This is a genomic window from Allobosea sp. GW821-FHT10B12, assembly GCF_059415545.1.
In genome coordinates this window covers 61272-83279 of the sequence record NZ_JBWKNL010000008.1, presented here as the reverse complement: position 1 = coordinate 83279, position 22008 = coordinate 61272, and the positions used below count along the sequence as shown (strand labels likewise).

The 22008-nt window shown below is 66.9% G+C and carries 25 protein-coding genes; 19 read left to right on the top strand and 6 right to left on the bottom strand.

The genetic code is table 11. From position 1 onward, the window contains the following. Positions 1-12: 12 nt before the first annotated feature. Positions 13-1227: an MFS transporter gene (locus tag AC07O0_RS24140; RefSeq protein ID WP_494626439.1), complete on the bottom strand. Its 1215-nt coding sequence runs from the start codon at positions 1225-1227 to the stop codon at positions 13-15. Positions 1228-1272: 45 nt separating this feature from the next. Further along, a complete protein-coding gene (locus AC07O0_RS24135; RefSeq protein WP_494626437.1) occupies positions 1273-1920 on the bottom strand; it encodes a TetR/AcrR family transcriptional regulator in 648 nt (215 codons plus the stop codon). Positions 1921-2124: 204 nt separating this feature from the next. On the opposite strand from AC07O0_RS24135, the gene glyA reads away from it, so the two are divergent. Continuing rightward, a complete protein-coding gene (glyA, locus tag AC07O0_RS24130; protein ID WP_454029587.1) occupies positions 2125-3420 on the top strand; it encodes a serine hydroxymethyltransferase in 1296 nt (431 codons plus the stop codon). Between the two features lie 24 nt (positions 3421-3444). Here glyA and AC07O0_RS24125 read toward each other — a convergent pair whose 3' ends face one another. Continuing rightward, positions 3445-4395: a hypothetical protein gene (locus AC07O0_RS24125; protein WP_494626434.1), complete on the bottom strand. Its 951-nt coding sequence runs from the start codon at positions 4393-4395 to the stop codon at positions 3445-3447. A gap of 257 nt (positions 4396-4652) precedes the next feature. On the opposite strand from AC07O0_RS24125, the gene nrdR reads away from it, so the two are divergent. The 10 genes from nrdR (at position 4653) to AC07O0_RS24075 (ending at position 14534) form a co-directional block, all read left to right on the top strand. Further along, a complete protein-coding gene (gene nrdR / locus AC07O0_RS24120; protein WP_346363749.1) occupies positions 4653-5150 on the top strand; it encodes a transcriptional regulator NrdR in 498 nt (165 codons plus the stop codon). After that, positions 5143-6273 (top strand): bifunctional diaminohydroxyphosphoribosylaminopyrimidine deaminase/5-amino-6-(5-phosphoribosylamino)uracil reductase RibD, encoded by a 1131-nt coding sequence (gene ribD / locus AC07O0_RS24115; protein ID WP_494626432.1) that lies wholly within the window; start codon positions 5143-5145, stop codon positions 6271-6273. Before nrdR ends, ribD begins: the two co-directional genes overlap by 8 nt. Then, on the top strand, positions 6273-6920 hold the full coding sequence (locus tag AC07O0_RS24110) for a riboflavin synthase (RefSeq protein ID WP_494626430.1): 648 nt from the start codon (positions 6273-6275) through the stop codon (positions 6918-6920). The genes ribD and AC07O0_RS24110 overlap by 1 nt, the downstream gene beginning before the upstream one ends. Before the next feature lie 34 nt (positions 6921-6954). Beyond that, the gene (gene ribH, locus AC07O0_RS24105) at positions 6955-7452 is read left to right on the top strand and encodes a 6,7-dimethyl-8-ribityllumazine synthase (protein WP_494626428.1); all 498 of its coding nucleotides are present in this window, start codon (positions 6955-6957) and stop codon (positions 7450-7452) included. Next, positions 7449-7916, top strand: coding sequence for a transcription antitermination factor NusB (nusB, locus tag AC07O0_RS24100; RefSeq protein ID WP_427361594.1), 468 nt, complete (start codon positions 7449-7451; stop codon positions 7914-7916). The genes ribH and nusB overlap by 4 nt, the downstream gene beginning before the upstream one ends. Before the next feature lie 8 nt (positions 7917-7924). Next, positions 7925-8920 (top strand): thiamine-phosphate kinase, encoded by a 996-nt coding sequence (thiL, locus tag AC07O0_RS24095; protein WP_494626426.1) that lies wholly within the window; start codon positions 7925-7927, stop codon positions 8918-8920. A gap of 36 nt (positions 8921-8956) precedes the next feature. Then, positions 8957-10159: an MFS transporter gene (locus tag AC07O0_RS24090; protein ID WP_494626425.1), complete on the top strand. Its 1203-nt coding sequence runs from the start codon at positions 8957-8959 to the stop codon at positions 10157-10159. Positions 10160-10197: 38 nt separating this feature from the next. Further along, a complete protein-coding gene (gene allE, locus AC07O0_RS24085) occupies positions 10198-10998 on the top strand; it encodes a (S)-ureidoglycine aminohydrolase (protein ID WP_494626423.1) in 801 nt (266 codons plus the stop codon). 255 nt (positions 10999-11253) lie between these two features. Beyond that, entirely contained in the window at positions 11254-13410 is a 2157-nt protein-coding gene (locus AC07O0_RS24080) for a sodium-translocating pyrophosphatase (RefSeq protein WP_494626421.1), read from the top strand. Between the two features lie 203 nt (positions 13411-13613). Next, positions 13614-14534 (top strand): DMT family transporter, encoded by a 921-nt coding sequence (locus tag AC07O0_RS24075; RefSeq protein WP_494626419.1) that lies wholly within the window; start codon positions 13614-13616, stop codon positions 14532-14534. An 84-nt stretch (positions 14535-14618) separates the two neighbouring features. On the opposite strand, the gene AC07O0_RS24070 is transcribed toward AC07O0_RS24075, so the two are convergent. Next, positions 14619-15113 (bottom strand): outer membrane protein assembly factor BamE, encoded by a 495-nt coding sequence (locus tag AC07O0_RS24070; RefSeq protein ID WP_494626418.1) that lies wholly within the window; start codon positions 15111-15113, stop codon positions 14619-14621. Between the two features lie 138 nt (positions 15114-15251). Here AC07O0_RS24070 and AC07O0_RS24065 point away from each other — a divergent pair, with 138 nt between their 5' ends. The 7 genes from AC07O0_RS24065 (at position 15252) to sugE (ending at position 20077) form a co-directional block, all read left to right on the top strand. After that, positions 15252-15788 (top strand): ubiquinol-cytochrome C chaperone family protein, encoded by a 537-nt coding sequence (locus tag AC07O0_RS24065; protein ID WP_494626416.1) that lies wholly within the window; start codon positions 15252-15254, stop codon positions 15786-15788. Then, a complete protein-coding gene (locus AC07O0_RS24060) occupies positions 15785-16336 on the top strand; it encodes a YceD family protein (protein ID WP_494626414.1) in 552 nt (183 codons plus the stop codon). Before AC07O0_RS24065 ends, AC07O0_RS24060 begins: the two co-directional genes overlap by 4 nt. Before the next feature lie 112 nt (positions 16337-16448). Continuing rightward, entirely contained in the window at positions 16449-17513 is a 1065-nt protein-coding gene (plsX, locus tag AC07O0_RS24055) for a phosphate acyltransferase PlsX (protein ID WP_494626412.1), read from the top strand. A gap of 15 nt (positions 17514-17528) precedes the next feature. After that, a complete protein-coding gene (locus AC07O0_RS24050) occupies positions 17529-18506 on the top strand; it encodes a beta-ketoacyl-ACP synthase III (RefSeq protein WP_494626410.1) in 978 nt (325 codons plus the stop codon). 203 nt (positions 18507-18709) lie between these two features. Then, entirely contained in the window at positions 18710-19024 is a 315-nt protein-coding gene (locus AC07O0_RS24045) for an integration host factor subunit alpha (RefSeq protein WP_137883763.1), read from the top strand. A 35-nt stretch (positions 19025-19059) separates the two neighbouring features. Beyond that, positions 19060-19620, top strand: a complete 561-nt coding sequence (locus AC07O0_RS24040; protein WP_494626409.1) for a MerR family transcriptional regulator — start codon at positions 19060-19062, stop codon at positions 19618-19620. 142 nt (positions 19621-19762) lie between these two features. Continuing rightward, positions 19763-20077, top strand: a complete 315-nt coding sequence (sugE, locus tag AC07O0_RS24035; RefSeq protein ID WP_454029604.1) for a quaternary ammonium compound efflux SMR transporter SugE — start codon at positions 19763-19765, stop codon at positions 20075-20077. 31 nt (positions 20078-20108) lie between these two features. Here sugE and AC07O0_RS24030 read toward each other — a convergent pair whose 3' ends face one another. Beyond that, on the bottom strand, positions 20109-20279 hold the full coding sequence (locus AC07O0_RS24030; RefSeq protein ID WP_494626406.1) for a hypothetical protein: 171 nt from the start codon (positions 20277-20279) through the stop codon (positions 20109-20111). Positions 20280-20433: 154 nt separating this feature from the next. Here AC07O0_RS24030 and AC07O0_RS24025 point away from each other — a divergent pair, with 154 nt between their 5' ends. After that, positions 20434-20937, top strand: a complete 504-nt coding sequence (locus tag AC07O0_RS24025; RefSeq protein WP_427361609.1) for a YciE/YciF ferroxidase family protein — start codon at positions 20434-20436, stop codon at positions 20935-20937. A gap of 19 nt (positions 20938-20956) precedes the next feature. Here the strand turns inward: AC07O0_RS24025 and AC07O0_RS24020 are convergent, their stop codons facing one another. Next, the gene (locus tag AC07O0_RS24020; protein WP_494626404.1) at positions 20957-21910 is read right to left on the bottom strand and encodes a LysR family transcriptional regulator; all 954 of its coding nucleotides are present in this window, start codon (positions 21908-21910) and stop codon (positions 20957-20959) included. Positions 21911-22008 lie beyond the last annotated feature (98 nt).

The window sequence follows — 22008 nt, the reverse complement described above, 5'->3', positions numbered from 1 at the left end:
AGGCCGGGATCCTCACGCCGGCTGCTGCCGTGGCGATCCTTCGTCCTTGGCCAGGAACTGCAGGATCGCAGCCATTGCGCCGACCAGGATCAGCGATACCCAGGCGATCGCATAGCTGCTGCTCCACTCGAAACTCAGCCCGCCGAGCCAGGCGCCGAGAAAGGCTCCGAGCTGATGGCTCAGGAACATCACGCCGAAAAGCGTCCCGAAATTCGCCGTGCCGAAGCGTGAGTTGATCAAGCCACTGACCGGCGGCACGACGCTGAGCCAGAGCAGCCCCATGGCGGCAGCGAAGACCAGGGTCGTCTCGACACTGACGGGCAGGGCAAAGAACACGGCGATCGAGGCGGTTCGCAGCAGATAGATCAGCGCCAGTACCGTCCGGTTGCCCCAGAGCTGGCAGAGATACCCGGCGACGAGGGTGCCGACCGCATTGCAGATGCCGATCAGCGCCAGCGCCTCGGCGCTGACTGACGGCGGCAGGCCGCAGATCGCGATGTATTTCGGCAGATGCGTCGCGATGAAGATCAACTGGAAGCCGCAGGCGAAGAAGGCGATCGTCGAGATCACGAAGGAGCGGTCGGCCATCGCCTCGGCGATCGCGCGGCGCGGGTCAGGCTTCTCTTGCGACGGGCCAGCTGCGCTGCCGCCTGATCGGAAGAGCAAGGCGAGTGCCGCCATGCCGGCCGCCAGCGCGGCCAAGCCGCCGAGAGCTCCCTGCCACGACCAGCGCTCGATCAACGCCTGCGTCGTCGGCGCCAATACGAAGGTGCCGAGCGAGCCGGTTGCAGCGAGGATCGCGATTGCGGTTGCGCGCACGGCAGGGGAGGCGAGGCGCGAGATGATGCCGACCAGCACGCCATGCGAGGTGCCGGCGACGGCAAGGCCGATCATCAGCCCGCCGCCGAGCTGCAGGCCGAGCTGGCTGCCGGTGCCGATCAGATAGAGGCCGGCGCAGAACAGCGCCGATGAGCCGATCACGACGATACGCCCGCCATAGCGGTCGCAGAGCGCGCCCATGAAAGGCTGGCCGATCCCCCAAGCCAGGTTCTGCAGCGCCATGGCGAAACCGAAGCCTGCGACGGAAACCCCGGCGCCGCGCACCATCGGCTCCATGAACAGGCCGAGGCTCTGCCGCAAGCCCATCGAGATCGACAGGATCGTCCCGGCTGCGATCAGGGCCAGAATCAGCGCAGGCGGCCAGGATTTGGATGTCGGTGTCGGCACGATCGGTCTCCCCGCGAAAGCAAGGGGACGATAGGCGCCGGTCGATCAGATGAAATTCACTAGTCGGTATACCGGGCAGCATGCGCGGAGCGGGTGACTTGGCCCCACGGCCTGCTCCCTGCCCCGGGCGAGATGGCTCTCGACGAGGACGCCCGCCGCCTCGCCCGCAGACAGCGCGTAGCTGGTGTCGCGATGGATCAGCATCTGCGCGATCGCACCTTCGACGAGGATCGCGAGCTGCCGGGCGACCGGCTCCGGCCCGGCAAGGCCAGCCTCGCGCAGTTCCCCGGCGAGCCAGGCTTCGAAGCGGCGCTTGTGGCTGGCCGCCATCGCGACCGCCGGATGGCCGGGCTGGCCTGCGAGCTCGACCGCGGCGCGGGTGAAGCCGCAGCCGCGCCATTTCGGGCGCTTCGCATGCTCGGCCAGCTCGCCGAACAGGGTCGCGATCCGCTCAGGCAATGGCCGGCCGGGATCGCCGAGCCATTGCCGGTAGCGCTCGATCGCAGCTGTGTCGCGCGCGCCGAGATAGGCGGCGATCAGCTCGTCCTTGCTCTGGAAGTGATTATAGAGCGTGCGCTTGGTGACGCCTGCCGCCTCGGCGATCGCATCGACGCCGACGCTGTGCAGGCCATGGCCATAGAACAGCGTCTCGGCTGCGGCGATGATCCGGGAGCGCGTGTCGGATTGAGTCATCTCCCCCCGCTTTCGATTGCTGAGGTGGCGGCGGCAGTTGCCTCGCCCCGGTCGATGTTACACTGCCCTCATCCAGCCTCGCCCCGCCATCCCCCAAGAGCTTCTTCCGCGGCTATCTATCACTTGGACAGCCTCACCGTGCGTGATAGGGACCGCGCACGGGGCTGGGCCGCGATCGGCCGCCGCATTCTTCAGGAGCCGGACATGACCGACGCCGCGCGCAAGCACCTCTCCAACTCCTTCTTCGGCGCCGGCCTTGCCGATGTCGATCCCGAGATCGCCCGCGCCATCGAGCTCGAACTCGGTCGCCAGCGCGACGAGATCGAGCTGATCGCCTCCGAAAACATCGTCTCGCAGGCCGTGCTCGAAGCGCAGGGCTCGGTGATGACCAACAAATACGCCGAGGGCTATCCGGGCCGGCGCTATTATGGCGGCTGCCAGTTCGTCGACATCGCCGAGAAGCTCGCGATCGAGCGCGCCTGCCGCCTGTTCGACTGCCAGTTCGCCAATGTCCAGCCGAATTCGGGCTCGCAGGCCAACCAGGCCGTGTTCATGGCGCTGATGCAGCCGGGCGACACCTTCATGGGTCTCGACCTCGCCGCCGGCGGCCATCTCACCCACGGCGCCCCGGTCAACCAGTCGGGCAAGTGGTTCAAGGTCGTGCCCTATGGCGTCTGCGTCGTCGACCAGATCATCGACTATGACGCGATGGAGCGCCTCGCCGTCGAGAACAAGCCGAAGATCATCGTCGCCGGCGGCTCGGCCTATGCCCGCCACTGGGACTTCGCTCGCTTCCGCGAGATTGCCGACAAGGTCGGTGCCTATTTCATGGTCGACATCGCCCATTTCGCCGGGCTGGTCGCCGGCGGCGCGCATCCCTCGCCGTTCCCGCACGCCCATGTCGTCACCACCACCACCCACAAGACGCTGCGCGGCCCGCGCGGCGGCATGGTGCTGACCAATGACGAGGCGATCGCCAAGAAGATCAACTCGGCCGTGTTCCCGGGCCTGCAGGGCGGCCCGCTGATGCACGTCATCGCCGCCAAGGCCGTCTCGTTCCACGAGGCGCTGCAGCCGGAGTTCAAGACCTACGCCCACGCCGTCGTCGCCAACGCCAAGGCGCTGGCCGAGACGCTGAAGTCGAAGGGCTTCGACCTCGTCACCGGCGGCACCGACAACCACCTGATGCTGGTCGACCTGCGCTCGAAGAAGGTCACCGGCAAGGCGGCCGAGGCTGCGCTGGGGCGCGCCCACATCACCTGCAACAAGAACGGCATCCCCTTCGATCCGGAGAAGCCGATGGTCACCTCCGGCATTCGTCTCGGCACCCCGGCGGCGACCTCGCGCGGCTTCGGCGTCGCCGAGTTCAAGAAGGTCGGCGAGCTGATCGCCGAGGTTCTGGACGGCCTCGCCGCCAATGGCGAAGAGGGCAACGCCGCCGTCGAGCAGGCGGTCAAGGCCAAGGCCCACGAGCTGACCGCGCGCTTCCCGATCTACTGAGCGGGAAGAGGCCGGGACCAGTCTTTAAGGGAAGGTCCCGGTCAGCTTGATCATGAACAGGTTCTCCGGGCCGCCGGGCGCATCGCCCCGGTTGGTCCGGCTCAGCTCGGCGTTGAGGTCGAGCCCCTTCATGACCTTGTAACCGGCCGAGGCGCTGCCGCCGAACTGGCCGTCCTTGACCTGTGCGGCGACGGCGACGTTGAAGCGGTCCTCCGTCGCGCTCAGCTTGAGATTGAGGTCGACGGTCGGCTTGGTCACGTCCTTCTTGATGATGCCGCTGAGCTCGAACGAGCCGTACTGGACCATAACCTCGCCCTCGACCTTCTCGATCGCGGCCGACTTGGTCACGACCTGAAGCGAAAGATCGAGCTTCAGCCGCTCCCATTTCAGCTTGCCGGTCAATTTGGCGCCGACCAGCTCGGCCGTCGGATCGAAGACGATGCCGCCGACGCCGAGCTTGAGCGCGCCGAGCTTGACCACCTCGAATTTCAGCTTCTCCAGCTGCTGCAGGCCGAGCGTCACCGCGCCATTGTTCGGCTTGGTGACGAACAGGGCCGCGCCCGCCCCGAGCGCGAGCGCGGCGCCGACGACGTAGACGATGCCCTTGTGCTGATCGACCCAAACGCCGAGCGCTGACGAGCTGGCGGCCTCCTTGAAGGCGTCGACCTGCTTCTCCAGAGATTTATAGGCCGACGACTTCTTGATCTGCTTGAAATACTCGTCGGCCGCCTTGGACAGGACGTCGTCGCCGATCGAGCGCAGCTTCTGGATATCCTCGGGCGAAAGCTGGGTCGTCTGGCTTTTCAGCTTGGCGTTCGCAAAGCTCAGCAGCCCCTTTTGTGCCGTCGACAGCACGACCGGGCTCTTGAGGATCTCGGCGAGACGTTCGGGAGACCTGTGGATCTCGCTGTCGAGAAGGTCGAAGGCCAGGACGACCAGGCCGCCAAAGGCGTCGCCGACATTGTCATTGGACATCTGCGAAACTCCGATTGGCAGGCGATGGGGTCGGCAGTCAGGCGCAGGCGGGTCGCAGGACGATAGCTTGCCATGGGAAGGCCAATCGCCTGTCGTCATTTTTGCGAGGGTCGCGGCCGGTAGCCGGACGGTCACGCGGTCTCGTGCGTGCCCCTTGCCGCCGGCTGGTCGTTTTTCGCTGGCCTGCGACGGCATGGCTGAGGCAATGAAGGGCCGCGGACGGTATCGTCCCTCAAGTCAACCTCGAGGCCCAGTTCATGCGCTGTCCCTATTGCGGCTCGCTCGATACCCAGGTGAAGGATTCGCGGCCGACCGACGACCACGCCTCGATCCGGCGCCGGCGCGTCTGCCCGGATTGCGGCGGCCGCTTCACCACCTTCGAGCGCGTGCAGCTGCGCGAGCTCACCGTAGTCAAGCGCTCGGGCCGGCGCACCGCCTTCGACCGCGACAAGCTGCAGACCTCGATCGAGGTGGCGCTGCGCAAGCGTCCGGTCGCGCCCGAGCGGATCGAGCGCATGGTCAACGGCATCGTCCGCCAGCTCGAAAGCTCCGGCGAAGGCGAGATCCAGAGCTCGGCGATCGGCGAGCTGGTGATGGAGGGACTGAAGTCGCTCGACGACGTCGCCTATGTCCGCTTCGCCTCGGTCTACCGGAATTTCCGCGAGGCCCGTGATTTCGAGGAACTGCTCGGCCAGCTCGGCGGCGATGAGATCGAGCCCGCGACCAAGCCGGCGCCTGCCCGCGACGATGCCTGATCAGGACGCGATCGACCGCGCCTTCATGGCGCGGGCCTTGGAACTCGGCGCGCGCGGTCTCGGTCAGACCTGGCCGAATCCGAGCGTCGGCGCTGTGGTCGTGCAGAATGGTCCGGATGGTCCCGTCATCGTCGGCGAGGGCCGCACGCAACCGGGCGGCCGCCCGCATGCCGAGGCGATGGCTTTCGAGCAGGCCGGCGCAGCCGCGAGCGGCGGCACGCTTTACGTCACGCTGGAGCCCTGCTCGCATCGCACGATCCGTGGCGGCACGCCTTGCGTCGAACGCACCTTGCTCGCCGGCGTCAGGCGCGTGGTCTCGGCTATGGCCGACCCCAATCCGCAGATCGCCGGCCTCAGCCACGCTTTGCTGCGCATGGCGGGTGTGGAGGTCGTCACCGGCTTGCTGGAGGACGAGGCGCAGCGCAGCCATCGCGGCCATGTCCTGCGGGTGACGCAAGGGCGGCCGATGGTGACCTTCAAGGTCGCGCGCACGGCGGACGGCTTCGCCGGCGGGGCGGGGGGCGCGCGCCTTGCCATCTCCTGTCCGGAATCGGGTGAGTGGGTGCATCGCCTGCGCGCCAGCCATGATGCGATCATGCTCGGCATCGGCAGCGTTCTCGCCGACGATCCGCTGCTGACGGTGCGCCTGCCGGGAATGGAAGTCCGCTCGCCGGTCCGCGTCGTGCTCGATTCTTCCCTGCGCCTGCCGCTGACCGCCAAGCTGGTGCAAGGGGCGGCGACAGTGCCGCTCTGGGTGATAGCGGCCGAGGATGCGCCGGTTGCGGCCGAGGAGAAGCTGGTCGCCGCTGGCGTCGAGGTGATGCGCGTCTCGCGCGGCGCCGACGGCCATCTCGATCTGCTTGAGGCGCTGCGCCTGCTGGCGACGCGCGGCATCACCCGCATCTTCTCGGAAGGCGGCCCGACGATCGGCGAGCAACTCGCCCTGCAGGGCCTCGCCGACGAGGTCATCGTCTCGACCTCGCCGAAGCCGCTCGGGGCCGAGGGCATCGTCGCCGTCAGGCCGGGGCTTGCGGCGCTGCTCGCCGATCCCGAAATCTACGCCGTCACGCAAGCCGGGCAGATCGGCTGCGACCGTTTCGAAGTTTTCACGAGGATCGCCTGATGTTCACCGGCATCGTCACCGCCATCGGCACCGTCACCCGCGCCGAGACCAAGGGCCCGAGCCTCAAGCAGTTCGATTTGTCCTGCCCCTGGGAAGCCTCCGGCATCGAGCTCGGCGCCTCGATCTGCTGCGCCGGCGTCTGCCTGACCGTGACGGCGCTGAAGCCGCGCGAGGAGGGCGAGCCCGGCTGCGTCTTCCAGGTCGAGACCGCGGCCGAGACCCTGGCGAAGACCAGGGTCGCCGAATGGATGCCCGGCACCAAGATCAACCTCGAGCGCTCGCTGAAGATGGGCGACGAACTGGGCGGCCATCTCGTCACCGGCCATGTCGACGGCGTCGGCACCATCCTGAAGATCGACGAGATCGCCGCTGACCCGAACGAACCCTGGGGCGCGACGGCGCGTTTCCATATCCGCGCGCCGCAGGGGCTTGCCCGCTTCATCGCCGCCAAGGGCTCGATCTGCCTCGATGGCACCTCGCTGACCGTGAACAGCGTCGAGGACGACGTCTTCACGGTGCTGCTGATCCCGCATTCCTTCAGCGTCACCACCTGGGGTGAGCGCCGGAAGGGGGACGGCGTCCATGTCGAGGTCGATCTGATGGCGCGGTATGCCGCGCGGCTTGCGGAGGCGCGCCCGGGCGGCTAACCAGCGTCCTCAATCCCAGACGAGGAATGTCACCATGGCCGGATCCCGGCAATCATCGGCCGTTTCGGTCACTCCGCTCGACGGCGCCCGCGTGCTCGTCGTCGAGGCCCGCTTCTATGATGGCCTCGCCGACGAGCTCCTCGCCGGCGCCACCGCCGTGCTGGAGAAGGCCGGTTGCCGCGTCGACGTCGTCACCGTGCCCGGCGCGCTCGAAATCCCCTCCGCCATCGTCATCGGCTTGCGCGCCGCCGATGAGGCGGTCGATCCCTATGAGGCCGTCATCGCGCTCGGCACCGTCATCCGTGGCGAGACCGGCCATTACGACATCGTCGCTGGCGAGAGCTCGCGCGCGCTGATGGACCTGTCGGTCGCCTTCGCCCTGCCGCTCGGCAACGGCATCCTGACCGTCGAGAACGATGCCCAGGCCTGGGCCCGCGCCAACCGCAGCGAGATGGACAAGGGCGGCGGCGCGGCGGAAGCTGCGCTCGCGGTGCTGCGTTACAAGCGCTCGCTGGCGGAGGAGTCGAAATGAGCCGATCCGAGATGCGCCGCGGCGCGCGGCTCTCGGCCGTCCAGGCGCTCTACGAGATGGAGGTCGGCGGGCGCGGCGTGGTCGAGGCCATGGCCGAGTTCGAAGCCTTCTGGATCGGCAAGGAGGTCGAGGATATCGAGCTCCCCAAGGCCGAGATCGCCTTCTTCCGCGATCTGCTCGGTGGCGTCGTGCGCGAGCAGCGTCTGGTCGACCGCTCGGTCGACGATCTCCTGGCCTCCGGCTGGCCGCTGAAACGCGTCGAGGCCGTCGTGCGCGCCATCCTGCGCGCCGGCGCCTACGAGCTCGCCTTCCGCAAGGACGTGCCGGCCCGCGCCGTGATCTCGGAATATGTCGCAGTCGCCCGCTCTTTCTACGAGGGCGAGGAGGTCGGCATGGTCAATGCGGTGCTCGACAAGATGGCCCGCGACGTCCGCGCCGAGGAATTCGACGCGCCGGCGGCGTGAGCGGCGCCGTGGCCGGAACCCAATCCCCCGGTGAATTCGAGCTGATCGCCCGCTATTTCGCGCCGATCGCCGGCCGCGATGGGCTCGGCCTCGTCGACGACGCTGCCCTGCTGCGCCCGGCGCGCGGCTATGAGCTCGTCATCACCGCCGATGCACTGGTCGCCGGCGTGCATTTCTTCCCGGACGATCCGCCAGCCTCGATCGGGCGCAAGGTGCTTGGCGTCAATCTGTCGGATCTCGCCGCCAAGGGCGCCAAGCCTGACGGTTTCGTGCTGACGCTGGCTTTGCCCAAGGGCTGGACGGAAGGATGGCTCGCCGGTTTCGCCGAGGGACTCGCTGCCATGGCGGGCGAGGGCGCCTGCCCGCTGATCGGCGGCGACACCGTCTCGACCGCCGGCCCGCTGACGCTGTCGATCACCGCTTTCGGCAGCGTTCCCGCCGGCCGCATGGTGCTGCGCTCCGGTGCGAAGCCGGGCGATGTCGTCGCCGTCACCGGCACGATCGGCGATGGCGCGCTCGGGCTGAAGGCGCATGGGCCGGACCGCCCGGCATGGGTCGGCAAGCTCTCCGAGGCTGATCGCGCGTTCCTCGCCGACCGCTATCTGCACCCGCAGCCGCGAACCGCACTCGCAGCTGCCCTGCAGGCACATGCCTCGGCGGCGATGGACATCTCCGACGGCCTCGTTGGCGATCTCGCCAAGCTGCTGGCAGCCTCGAAGGCAGGCGCCGAGATCGATCTCGACGCCGTGCCTTTCTCGCCCGCGGCCCGCAATGCCGTCATGGCCGATCCCGCATTGGCGGAACTGGCCTGGACGGGCGGAGACGACTACGAAATTCTCTGTGCGGTCCCAGAAGGAGAATATCCTTCTCTCGCCGCTGCGGCTAAGGCGGCGGGGCTTGGCTTGGCACGCATCGGGCGTGTCACTGCCGAGGCAGGGAGCGTGCGCTATACCGAAGCGGGCCGGCCGCGAACCTTCGCGCGCGGCTCCTTCGCTCATTTTTAGAAAGCGGCCGCGCGGCCGCGAAGGGCGGCGGCTGCGATGAACCAGCATGTTCCGGTGATGGATGGCGATACGCTCGCCAGGCGCAACGCGCTGGTGCTCGCCGGCGCGCAGGCGCTCGGCGGCGCGAGCCCGGCGATCGTGATCTCGCTCGGCGGCATCGTCGGCTCGCAGCTGGTCTCGAACCAGGCCTTCGCCACCGTCCCGGTCAGCCTGATGCAGCTCGGCCTCGCCGCCGGCGTCATCCCGGCCGCGTTCATGATGCGTCGGCTCGGCCGCCGCAGCGGCTATGTCATCGGCGCGCTGATCGGTGCGATCGGCGCGGCCATTGCCGCCACCGGTATTGCCGAGCGGCTGTTCTGGCTGTTCTGCCTCGGGACTTTCCTCTGCGGGCTCTACGGCTCCTATGTCCAGAGCTACCGCTTCGCCGCGGCCGATACGGCGAGCGAGAGCTTCAAGCCGCGCGCCATCTCCTGGGTGATGATCGGCGGGCTGGCGGCGGCGGTGATCGGACCGCAATCGGTCTTCTGGACGCGCGACCTGACGCCGGCTGCCCCCTTCGCCGCGAGCTTCCTGGCCCAGGGCGTGCTCGCTCTCATCGCCATCGGCGTCGTTCTGGCCCTGCGCGCGCCGCCGGTGGCCACGGTCAAGGCCAGCGGTGGCCGGCCACTTCCCGAGATCATGCGCCAACCCAGGTTCATCGCCTCGGTGATCGCGGCGCTGGTCACCTACGGGCTGATGAGCTTCGTCATGACGGCGGCGCCGCTCGCCATGGTCGGCTGCGGCCACAGCGTCGGTGACGCGGCGCTGGGCATCCAGTGGCATGTGCTCGCCATGTTCGCGCCGAGCTTCTTCACCGGCCGCCTGATCGCCCGCTTTGGCAAGGAGAAGCTCACTGCTGCCGGCCTTGTACTCACCGCGCTCGCGGCGGTGGTCGGCCTCACCGGCCTCAGCGTCGCGCATTTCTGGATCGCGCTCGTGCTGCTCGGGGTCGGCTGGAATTTCGGCTTCATCGGCGCGACTGCGCTGGTCACCGACTGCTACCGGCCGGAGGAGCGGGTCAAGGTTCAGGCCGCCAACGACTTCCTCGTCTTCGGCTCGGTCGCTATCGCCTCCTTCTCCTCGGGCGGGCTGCTCAGCGCCGGCGGCTGGGACAGCGTCAACTGGCTGGTCTTTCCGCCGGTCGCGATCGCGCTGGCGCTGGTCGCCTGGCAGGGCTTGCAGAGGCGGGTGGCGGCGTGATCCTTGCGGGGTAGGCCGCTTCAAGCAGGAGACCTCGCATGCGCCCGCACCAGCTTCCCCAGTTCGCCGGCCGCCCCGTCGCGGGCGCGATCGGCCACAACCGCGGCGTCGTGCAGAGGAACTACGCCTTCATGCCGCCCGAGGGCGTGCTGGTCAGCCGGCTGCCGCATTTTGAGAAGACCATTGCGCGCATTCTCGCGGCGCCGGTGCTCGGGGCCCAATTCGCGCAATATGTGCTCGAGATCGAGCCTGGCGGCGGCACGCTCGCGCCCTTCGCCGAGGACGACGTCCAGCACTTCTACTACGGCCTCTCAGGCGAGGCGGCGTTCGCCATCGACGGTTCGGCCGGCACCTCCTTCCGCCCCGGCAGCTTTGCCTATGTCCCGGGCGGGATGCGATTTTCGCTGCGCAACGACAGCGGCGCTGCGGTGCGCGTGCTCGCCTTGCGCAAGCGCTACGAGCCGGCGCCCAGCCTCGCCGTGCCTGAGCCGATCCTGTCGCATCGCGACGCTGTGCCGCTGACCAACCACACCGGCATGGAGGGGCGCGGCTTCCAGTTCCTGCTGCCCTATGGCGACATGCGCTTCGATTTCGAGATGAACCTGATGTGGTTCAAGCCCGGCGCGTTTTTCCCCGATGTCGAGACCCATGTGATGGAGCATGGGCTCTACATGCTGGAAGGGCAGGGCCTCTATTTCCTCGGGCAGGACTGGCACGAGATCTGGGCCGAGGACTTCATCTGGATGGGCGGCTACTGCCCGCAGCAATTCTATCCGACCGGCTTCGGCGACGCCTGCTACCTGCTCTACAAAAACGTCAATCGGGACGTGGCGCTTTAGAGCCATTCTCGAAAGCTCGCGGCCGAACGGCACAATGCTGTGCTGAGCCCTGACATTCTCCCAAAATTGTCAGCCGACCCGTTTGCGATTCTGGCGGAAACTGGGCAACAATCCTCCCCGACACTGGTGATCGGCGCTGTTGGCCTGATTCTTTGCGAGGCCGACTGAGCCGTTCCTTGCGTTCAAAGAACCGGAAAACCGGCTCCGTCGGGGCGTCCTGCCCCGGATGACGAATTCTCAGGGATAGGAAATTCGATGTCGGCCTTGCTCATCATCATTGTCTTGAGTGCGTTATCGATCGTCTACGGCTTATGGGCCTATGGCGACGTGATGAAACGCGATGCCGGCAGCCAGCGCATGCAGGAGATTTCCGGCGCGGTGGCGGAAGGCGCGCAGGCTTATCTCAAGCGCCAGTACATGACGATCGGCATGGTCGGCGTCGTGCTCTTCCTCGGCCTGACCTGGCTGCTCGGCGCCTATGTCGGCATCGGCTTCCTGATCGGCGCCGTGCTCTCGGGCGTCGCCGGCTTCATCGGCATGAACGTCTCTGTCCGCGCCAACGTCCGCACCGCCCAAGCCGCGATGAAGTCGCTCGGCGACGGCCTCGACGTCGCCTTCAAGGCGGGCGCGGTCACCGGCATGCTGGTCGCCGGTCTCGCTCTGCTCGGCGTCGCCTGCTATTACGGCTTCCTCACCGGCGTGAAGAGCTTCGCCCCCTCGGACCGCGTCGTCATCGATTCGCTCGTCGCACTGGGCTTCGGCGCCTCGCTGATCTCGATCTTCGCCCGTCTCGGCGGCGGCATCTTCACCAAGGGCGCCGACGTCGGCGCCGACCTCGTCGGCAAGGTCGAGGCCGGCATTCCCGAGGATGATCCGCGCAACCCGGCGACGATCGCCGACAATGTCGGCGACAATGTCGGCGACTGCGCCGGCATGGCGGCCGACCTGTTCGAGACCTATGCGGTGACGCTGGTCGCGACCATGGTGCTCTCCGCGATCTTCTTCGCCGGCCAGCCCGTGCTCGGCGCGATGATGCTCTACCCGATGGCGATCGGCGCGGCTTGCGTCGTCACCTCGATCATCGGCACCTTCTTCGTCAAGCTTGGCGCCAACCAGTCGATCATGGGCGCGCTCTACAAAGGCTTCATCGCCGCGGGCGTGCTCTCGGTCGGCGCGATCGCCGCGGTCAACTACCTGATGTTCGGCGGCTTCGCCGCCTCGTTCACCACGGGGCAGGGCGCGACCTTCACCTCGGGCGCCCTGTTCGGCTGTGCGCTGGTCGGCCTCGCGGTCACGCTGCTGATCGTCGTCATCACCGAGTACTACACCGGCACCGGCAAGCGCCCGGTCGTCTCGATCGCCCAGGCCTCGGTCACCGGCCACGGCACCAACGTCATCCAGGGCCTCGCGGTCTCGCTGGAATCGACGGCGCTGCCGACCATCGTGATCATCGCCGGCATCATCGTCTCCTATGGCCTCGCCGGCCTGTTCGGCATCGCCATCGCCACCACCGCCATGCTGGCGCTGGCCGGTGTCGTCGTCGCGCTCGACGCCTTCGGCCCGGTTACCGACAACGCCGGCGGCATCGCCGAGATGGCCGGCCTGCCCAAGGAGGTTCGTCACTCCACCGACGCGCTCGACGCGGTCGGCAACACCACCAAGGCGATCACCAAGGGCTACGCGATCGGCTCGGCCGGCCTCGGCGCGCTGGTGCTGTTCGCCGCCTATACCTCGGACCTCAACTTCTTCGTGGCCGAGGCCAACAAGGCGGGTTCGACCACCTTCCAGTACTTCAAGGGCGTCACCGTCGACTTCACCCTGTCGAACCCCTATGTCGTCGTCGGCCTGCTGCTCGGCGGCCTGATCCCCTTCCTCTTCGGCGGCATGGGCATGACCGCCGTCGGCAAGGCGGCGGGCTCGGTGGTCGAGGAGGTGCGCCGGCAGTTCCGGGAGAAGCCCGGCATCATGCAGGGCACGGATCGGCCGGATTATGCCCGCGCCGTCGACCTGCTGACCAAGGCGGCGATCAAGGAAATGGTGCTGCCGTCGCTGCTGCCGGTGCTGGCGCCGATCGTGACCTTCTTCGTCATCAACGCGATCGCCGGCAAGAACCAGGCCTTCGCGGCCGTCGGCGCCATGCTGATGGGCGTGATCGTCACCGGCATCTTCGTCGCGATCTCGATGACCTCGGGCGGCGGCGCCTGGGACAATGCCAAGAAGAGCTTCGAGGACGGCTTCGTCGACAAGGACGGCGTGCGCCATCTCAAGGGCTCGGAGGCGCACAAGGCCTCGGTCACCGGCGACACCGTCGGCGACCCCTACAAGGACACGGCGGGCCCCGCCGTGAACCCCGCGATCAAGATCACCAACATCATCGCGCTCCTGCTGCTCGCCATCCTGGCGCATAGCTGAGCAGGCAACACGGCCTGTCGAAGTGAAGCCCTGCGGAGCGATCCGCGGGGTTTTTCCTTGCCGCACAAAGACTTGCGCGAAGCAGCGGAATCAATCCCGGAGGGACTTGAATCGGTCCGGGAACCTACGGCCAGAACCGTAGCGTTCCAGCACGACGCGCCCGCCGTCGCCTGTCATGGTCCCGGCCATCCAAGGAGGACCTGATGACCACCCCAGCCGCTTCCACCACCGCACGATCCGGGCATCCGACCGATCTTGCCGCGCTGCTCGTGCTGGCGACGCTCTGGGGCGCCTCCTACAGCTTCATCAAGCTCGGGGTCGAGACGATCCCGCCGCTGACCCTGATCGCGGCACGGACGCTGATCGCCGGCGTGCTCCTCATCGTCGTCATCCGCTGGCGCAGCCTTGCCCTGCCGCGCGATCCCGTCATCTGGCGGCGCTTCCTGATCCAGGCCTGCCTCAACAGCGCCGTGCCGTTCACGCTGATCGCCTGGGCCGAGACCAGCGTCGATGCTGGCCTTGCGACGATCCTCAATGCCGGTTCGCCGATCTTCGCCTTCCTGCTCAGCCTGCTGCTGTTTCGGGCCGAGGCCGCAGCCGGCCGCAAGCTGCTTGGCGTCGTGGCCGGCTTGCTCGGCGTCTGCCTGATCATCGGCGTCGAGGCGCTGTCGGGCTTCGGCCGCGAGCTCTGGGCGCAGCTCGCTCTGGTCGCGGCGGCGGCCTGCTATGGCGGGGCAGCGCTGTTCGGGCGCAATTTCAAGGGGCTCGACCCGATCATGCCGGCCGCCGGCTCGCTGATCTGCGGCGCCGTAATCCTGATCCCGTTCAGCCTGCTCGTCGATCGGCCCTGGACGCTCTCGCCATCGAGCGAATCGGTCCAGGCGCTGCTGGCGCTGTCGGTGTTCTCGACTGCGCTCGCCTTCATCCTCTATTTCCGGCTGATCGACCGGCTCGGCACGGTCGGCACCACCTCGGTCGCCTATCTGCGCGTGCCGACCGGTGTCGCCATCGGTGTCCTCTTCCTCGGCGAGCGCCTGAGCACGACCGCCTGGGCCGGGCTTGCGCTGGTGATCGTCGGCGTGTTCGCGATGACGCTGCCGGAGCGGAGGCCGAAAGGCGCCTGAGGAGTACGAAACCGCCCCCCCAAAAAAAAGAACCCCGCGGCAGTGCCGCGGGGCTTTTTTTCATGCCGCGAGGAGAAACGCTCGTCAGGAGCCGAACGGCGTGAACTTGGTGACGCCACGGAACAGGTTGCGCAGGAAGCTCTGCTCCTCGCCGCCGGTTGCGGTGGTGCGGCTGATGAAGTCGAAGATCACGCCGTCCTGCAGGCCGTAATTGGCGATGCGTTCGACCTTGAAGCCCTTGTTGAAATAGATCACCAGCACGTTCTGGTCGATGACGCTGAAATCCTGGAACTGGAAGCGCCGGCGAACCTTCTGGCTGATGTAGTAGAAGGTCCGGTTGCCGACGGTCGAGGTGGTCGACGGCGTGCCGAGCGTGGTCAGCACCGTCTGTACGTCCATGCCGACCTTCACCTTGGCGATCAGCTCGTCGTCCATGACGAAGCCGCGGGTGAACTCCTCGTTGAGGCCGGCCGAGGTGCGGACGCGGAAGCCGAGATTGGTGGCGTTGCCGCAGCCGGCCAGCGCCAGCGCAGCGGTCAGCGAGCCGATCAGGGCGGTACGGCGGGTCGGAGCAGTCATGCGTGGCGGATCCGAAGGGGAGGCGCGCGGAGCTGCCGCGCTTGTCAGGGTGGGTGCGCTTGGCGTAACGCCCGAGCATGGCTTTGGCAAGGCAAGTCGCTTTTTAGTCAAGCAAGTCGGGAAAGGTGGGGTAGGGCTGTGATCTTCGGCCTGTTCGGCAGGAAGCGCGCGCGCACGGCGCCGGTCAACGTATTGCTGGAGCGCATTGTCGGCGCCTCGCGCCAGCCCGCCCTTTATCTGCAAGGCGGCATTCCGGATGACTTCGAAGGGCGTTTCGAGGCGTTGACGCTGCATCTTTTCCTGGTGCTGCGTCGCCTGCGCGAATTGCCGGCGCCGGCGGCTGACGCGGCGCAGGATCTGATCGACGCCAGCTTCGCCTATCTCGAGCTCGGCTTTCGCCAGGGCGGCATCAGCGACGTCGCCGTGCCGAAGCGGATGAAGAAGATCGGCCGCAGCTTCTATGGCCGTCTTGGCGGCTATGAGGAGGCGTTCGCCTCAAAGCAGGCTGAGGCCTTCGAGGCAGCGCTCATCCGCAATATTGCACCCGGGGTTGCCGCATCGGCGCTCGCACGCCATGTCAGGGCGGCTGCGCTCGTCTTGGCCACGCGCTCGCTCGACGATATCCTTGCCGCCGATCCCTTGTTCCCACCTTTCTCCGACAGCGTTACCGCATGACCGTTTCCGATCAGGACAAGTTACCGCTTCGCCGCCCGATCCGGGTCGAGAGCATCACCTTGCGCCCGGTCGCGCTCGAGATCGTGCCGGAACAGGGCGATCTTGCCGCGATCGCGGCCTTTCTCGGCGTGGCCTCGGTCGAGGCGCTGAAGGCGAGCTATTCGCTCTCGCGCAACGGCGAGCGGGTGAAGCTCGAAGGCATGATCAAGGCGGGGCTGCACCAGAACTGCGTCGTCACGCTCGAGGCCTTCCCGGTCGAGCTCAACGTACCGGTCAAGCTCGATTTCGTGCCGGAGGAAGAGATCGCCGCAATGGCGCAGCCGTCCGAGGACGACGAGATCGACATCGAGGTGCTGCTCAACGAGGAGGAGCAGCCGGAGCCGATCGTCGACGGCGCGATCGATCTCGGTGCGGTCACGCTCGAATTCCTGGCGCTGTCGCTCGATCACTATCCGCGCAAGCCTGGCGTGGAGTTCAGCGAACCGGCTCCCGAGACGCCGGCCGAATCGCCCTTCGCTGCGCTCCTGCAGCTGAAGCGCGAGCAATGACTGCCAAAAACCTCAACACCTTGGCTTGCGGCGGGCGGCCAACCCGCTATTGTCCGCCGCCCGCCCGGCCGCCCCGGCAGGGGGCGCAGCGCCTGGAATCGATCACCTCCGCATGACACGTCCGGTTACAATCGCGCTCGACGCCATGGGCGGTGATCACGGCCCATCCGTGGTCATTCCGGGCGCCGCCATCACGCTCGAACGCCGCCCCGACACGAAGTTCGTGATCTTCGGCGACGAGGCGCTGGTCGTGCCGCTGCTCGACGCGCATCCGCAATTGAAGGCCGTCACCACCTTCCACCACACCGAGGTCTCGGTGAAGATGGACGACAAGCCGAGCCAGGCGCTGCGCTATGGCCGCTACAAGTCGTCGATGTGGCGCGCCATCGACGCGACCAAGACCGGCGAGGCCGATGTCACCATCTCGGCCGGCAACACCGGCGCGCTGATGGCGATGTCGAAGTTCTGCCTGAAGTCGATGCCGCAGGTCGACCGGCCGGCGATCGCCTGCCTGTGGCCGACGGTGCGCGGCGAAAGCGTCGTGCTCGATGTCGGCGCGACGATCGGCGCCGATGCGCAGCATCTGGTCGACCTTGCCGTGATGGGCGCGGCGATGGCGCGTGTCGTCTTCGATATCGACCGGCCGAGCGTCGGCCTGCTCAATGTCGGCGTCGAGGAGATCAAGGGCGTCGAGGCGGTGAAGGAGGCCGGTCGCATCCTGCGCGAAGGCAACCTCCCGCATCTCGACTATCACGGCTTCGTCGAGGGCGACGATCTCGGCAAGGGCACGGTCGACGTCGTCGTCACCGAGGGCTTCACCGGTAACATTGCGCTCAAGACGGCCGAAGGCACGGCCAAGCAGATCGGCGAATATCTGCGTGCCGCGATGGGCCGTTCGCTGATGTCGAAAATCGGCTATCTTCTTGCCCGTGGCGCCTTCGCTGCGCTGAAGGACAAGATGGACCCGCGCAAGGTCAATGGCGGCGTCTTCCTCGGCCTTGAAGGCATCGTGATCAAGAGCCATGGCGGCACGGATGCCGTCGGGTTCGCCAGCGCGACCGAACTGGGCTACGAGATGGCGCGCGAGAATCTGATGGCGAAGGTGCGCGAGATGGTCGCCGCGACGGCGCGGCCCAGCGCAGCACCGGCTGTTCCGCAAGCCGTCGGCGGCGAGTAGGGAAGAGAAACGTCCTTGTCCAGAATGCGATCCGTCCTGCGCGGCTGCGGCTCCTATCTGCCGGCGCGCATCCTGACCAATGCCGAACTGGCTGAGAAGGTCGACACCAGCGACGAGTGGATCGTCCAGCGCACCGGCATTCGCTCCCGCCACATCGCCGCCGAGGGCGAGACCACCGGCATGGTTGGCCTGAAAGCGGCCGAAGCTGCGCTCGCCGATGCCGGCATCCCGGCGAGCGAGGTCGACCTCATCATCGTCGCCACCGCAACGCCTGACCACACCTTCCCGGCGACCGCGACCTATATCCAGGCCGAGCTTGGCATCACGCAAGGCGCCGCCTTCGACCTGCAGGCCGTCTGCTCCGGCTTTGTCTTCGGGCTCGCCACCGCCGACAAGTTCCTGACCAGCGGCGCCGCCAAGACCGCGCTCGTCATCGGCGCCGAGACCTTCTCGCGCATCCTCGACTGGGAAGATCGCGCCACCTGCGTGCTGTTCGGCGATGGCGCCGGCGCCGTGGTGCTGCGTGCGGAGGAAGGCACCGGCACGCTCGCCGACCGCGGCGTGCTGACGACCCATGTCCGCTCCGATGGCCGCTACGCCAACAAGCTCTATGTCGATGGCGGGCCAGGCTCGACCAAGACCGTCGGCTTCCTGCGCATGGAAGGCCGGGAGGTCTTCAAGCACGCCGTGATCAATCTGGCCGAGACGGTGCGCCACACCTTCGAGGAGACCGGGCTCACCGGCGACGATATCGACTGGTTCGTGCCGCATCAGGCCAATCGCCGCATTATCGACGCCACCGCCCACAAGCTCGGCATCGGCGAGGACCGGGTCGTCATCACCGTCGACAGGCACGGCAACACCTCCGCCGCCTCGATTCCGCTGGCGCTGGCTGAGGCCCATGCGGACGGGCGGATCAAGCGCGGCCAGCTCGTCCTGATCGAGGCTATGGGTGGCGGCTTCACCTGGGGCTCGGCGCTGATCCGCTGGTAGCGGCGCCGGTTCGGCCGGCCAAGCTAAGCGCTTTGGATTTATGACATTTTCTTAGCGGTCGTCAGCGCGGATTTTCCGCGTTTTTCAACCTGTGCGAGCGCGTCGAGGATTGACCGCAATCGCCTGCCCGCCTAGCGTCCGCCTCCGGTGGGGCTAGGGTTAACGGGGACGCCGCTACTGGAAGAAACGCCTTGGAGGAATTGATGGCGGGGCAAACGATTACGCGCGCTGATCTGTGTGAAGCGGTCTATCAGAAGATAGGCCTGTCGCGGACGGAGTCGTCAAAGCTGGTCGAGGCGGTGCTGGACGAGATCTGCGACGCGGTCGCGCGTGGGGAAAACGTCAAATTATCCTCGTTCGGTTCCTTCGTTGTGCGCGACAAGGGCGAGCGAATCGGGCGTAATCCGAAAACCGGCGTCGAAGTCCCGATCGAGCCGCGTCGCGTGATGGTGTTCAAGCCGTCGAACGTGATGAAGGCGCGGATCAACGGACTGAACGGCGCGGGTGAGGAGGAGTGACTCTGGAGTTCCACGACGGCGGATTCGAGGCCGAATTGGATAACAAGAGCCCAGACGCATTCAGAACCATCAGCGAGGTCGCAGAAGACCTCGACATTCCCCAACACGTCCTGCGTTTCTGGGAAACGCGCTTTTCCCAGATCAAGCCGCTGAAGCGCGGCGGCGGCCGGCGCTATTACCGGCCCGACGATGTCGCCCTGCTCAAGGGTATCCGCCGCCTGCTCTATGGCGAGGGCTATACGATCAAGGGCCTGCAGCGCATCCTGAAGGAACAGGGACCGCGTTATGTCCAGGCGATCGGCCGCGGCGGCGAGATCATCGGCGGCAAGGCTCCGGTTCCTTCGCCTGCGGCCCAGGTCGCGGCCTCGCGTGTCGAGCCGACGCCGGCGCCTCAGATGGTGCAGCAGCATAACCCTGCCGCCGCCGAGCCGGGCTTCGCAGCGAAGGCGCTTCTCTCGTCCCTGCCACGCTCGGCCCAGCCATTGGTTGGTGCCGACGATCTTGCCTTCCTGAAGGCGACGCTCTCAGAGCTGATCGAATGTCGTCGCCTGCTGCATGGCACCCTGGCAACGGCCTCGGCCGGCGAGGACGCCTGAGCGGGGGGCATCGTGAGCCCAGGTGCTTGAACCTTTGGCTCTCGCTCGCTAGATCAGCCGGTGAGGACGACCTCCGCAGGCTTTCCGCTTGCGTTTCCCAATAGGCGCGGACGACCTCGCCCTTCTCATGAGGAGGGCCGCCATGGCCTGGACCTATCTCTTCTTCGCCGGCCTGTTCGAAATCGGCTGGGCCATCGGCCTGAAATACACGCATGGTTTCACGCGCTTTGTCCCGACCGTGCTGACGGTCGGCAGCATGGTGGTGAGCCTCGGTCTGCTCGGCCTCGCGCTGAAGAGCCTGCCGCTCGGCACCGCCTATGCGATCTGGACCGGTATCGGCACGATCGGCACCGCCATCCTCGGCATCATCCTGTTCGGCGAGCCGGCGACCGCGCTGCGCCTTGCCTGCATCGGCCTGATCGTCGCCGGCATTGTCGGCCTCAAGCTCGTCTCCTGAGCGAGTTCGGCAGGCCTGACCGGCGGCCGTCTCAGCGCCGCCGGAATGCCTCGGGCCAGAGGCCGTTGCGCTCGAGCAGCACGACCGCGACGATGACGGCGAGCGTCACGACAATGGTCGTCAGCTTGGCGTTCCAGGGCACGCCGCGGCCGATCAGCCAGATCAGTGCGAGGCCCGCGATCAGGGGGATCAGGAGTTCCATGCGGGCAGCCTAGCGCAGATGTCCGCGGGCTGCATCCGCCATCGCAAATCTCCGGAACAGTTCGCGGCGGCACACGTTGCAGCGACAGGGAAGCACGTTGTCGGCAGACGGCGTCGGTTTCAGCAATCCGGACACATGCGAGCAGGAGGAAGGCATGGGCCTGTTTTCCAAGGACATCAAGACGATGGACGATCTCTTCGTGCATCAGCTCCAGGACATCTATTACGCCGAGAAGCAGATCAGGAAAGCGCTGCCGACCATGATCGAGAAGGCCACCGACACGCAGCTGCGCAACGGTCTGCAGGCTCATCTCGGCGAGACCGAAGGCCATATCCGCCGGCTCGAGCAGGTCTTCCAGCAGCATGGCGTCGAGGCCAAGGGAACTGACTGCCCGGCGATCGACGGCATCCTCGAAGAGGCCGACGAGGTGACCGGCGAGGTCGAGGACAAGCAGGTGCTCGATGCCGCCATCATCGCCGCGGCGCAGGCGGTCGAGCATTATGAGATCACCCGCTACGGCACCCTGACCGCCTGGGCCAAGCAGCTCGGCCGCGAGGATTGTGCCGCCTTGCTGCAGCAGAATCTCGACGAGGAGCATGCCGCCGACAGCAAGCTGACCAAGCTGGCGGAGTCCGGGATCAACCGTCAGGCGGCCTGATCTTCGTCTCGATTTCCCTTCAGGTCTCGGGCAGCGAGGATGCTTCTGTGTCCTCGCTGCCTATGACGCTGCCTTCCATCAGGGACCGCAACTTGGTGAGCTCGGCCGCCATGAAATCGAGGAACAGGCGCACACGTGGCGAGTGGCGCAGGTCCGGGTGGGTCAGCAGCCACAGATCGGCGGCATAGCCGGTCTGCGGTGCCGCGAGCCGGACCAGGCCCGGACGCTTGTCCGCGATGAAGCAGGGCAGGAAGCCGATGCCGATACCGGCTTCGACCGCCTCGGCCAGGCCAAGCACCGTGTTGAGCTTGTAGACGGTCTGGTCCGCCGGAATGTGCTTCTGCCGGTACTGCACCACCTTGAAGTTGCTGAACTGGTCGCCGAGCGAGATCCAGCGGAGCTGCGCAAGTTCCGTTTGATCAGCCGGCGCGCCCTCCGGAAAGTCTGCGGCGCGTCCGTAGAGCGCCCAGCCGATCTGGGCTACGCGTCGGCCGATCAGGTTCTCCGGCGGATTGTCGGTGGCGCGGATCGCGACATCGGCGTCGCGCTTGCTGAGATTGAGCGCCTGATTGCCGAGCAGCACGTCGAGCTTGATGTCCGGGCATTGCTTCATGAAGGCGGCAAAGAGCGGGGTCAGCAATTCGACCAGCAGCGAGTCGTTGGTGGTGACGCGCAGCTCTCCGGCCGGCAGGATCTCGCGGCCGGCGAGGCGGCGGGTGAAGCCGGCGATATCGGTTTCCAGCCGCTCGGCGAGGACAGCCATCTCCTCCCCGGCAGGGGTCGGCACATAGCCGGAGCGGTGCCGCTCGAACAGGCGCGTGCCGAGATTTTCCTCGATCTGGCCGAGCCGGCGGAACACGGTCGAATGGTTGAGACCGATCAATTCGGCCGCGGCCGGCAGGCTGCGCGCCTCGGCAATGGCCTTGATCAGCCGGAAATCGTCCCAGGCGACGGAAGAGGCGGCGTTCGGCAAGCAGGCGGCTCCGGCGAAATCATGCTGCCCTTCAAAGGCTGCCCTGCAAAGATGGTACGGGCGACAGGTTGCAGCAACCTGTCGCCCGTTCTGTTTGA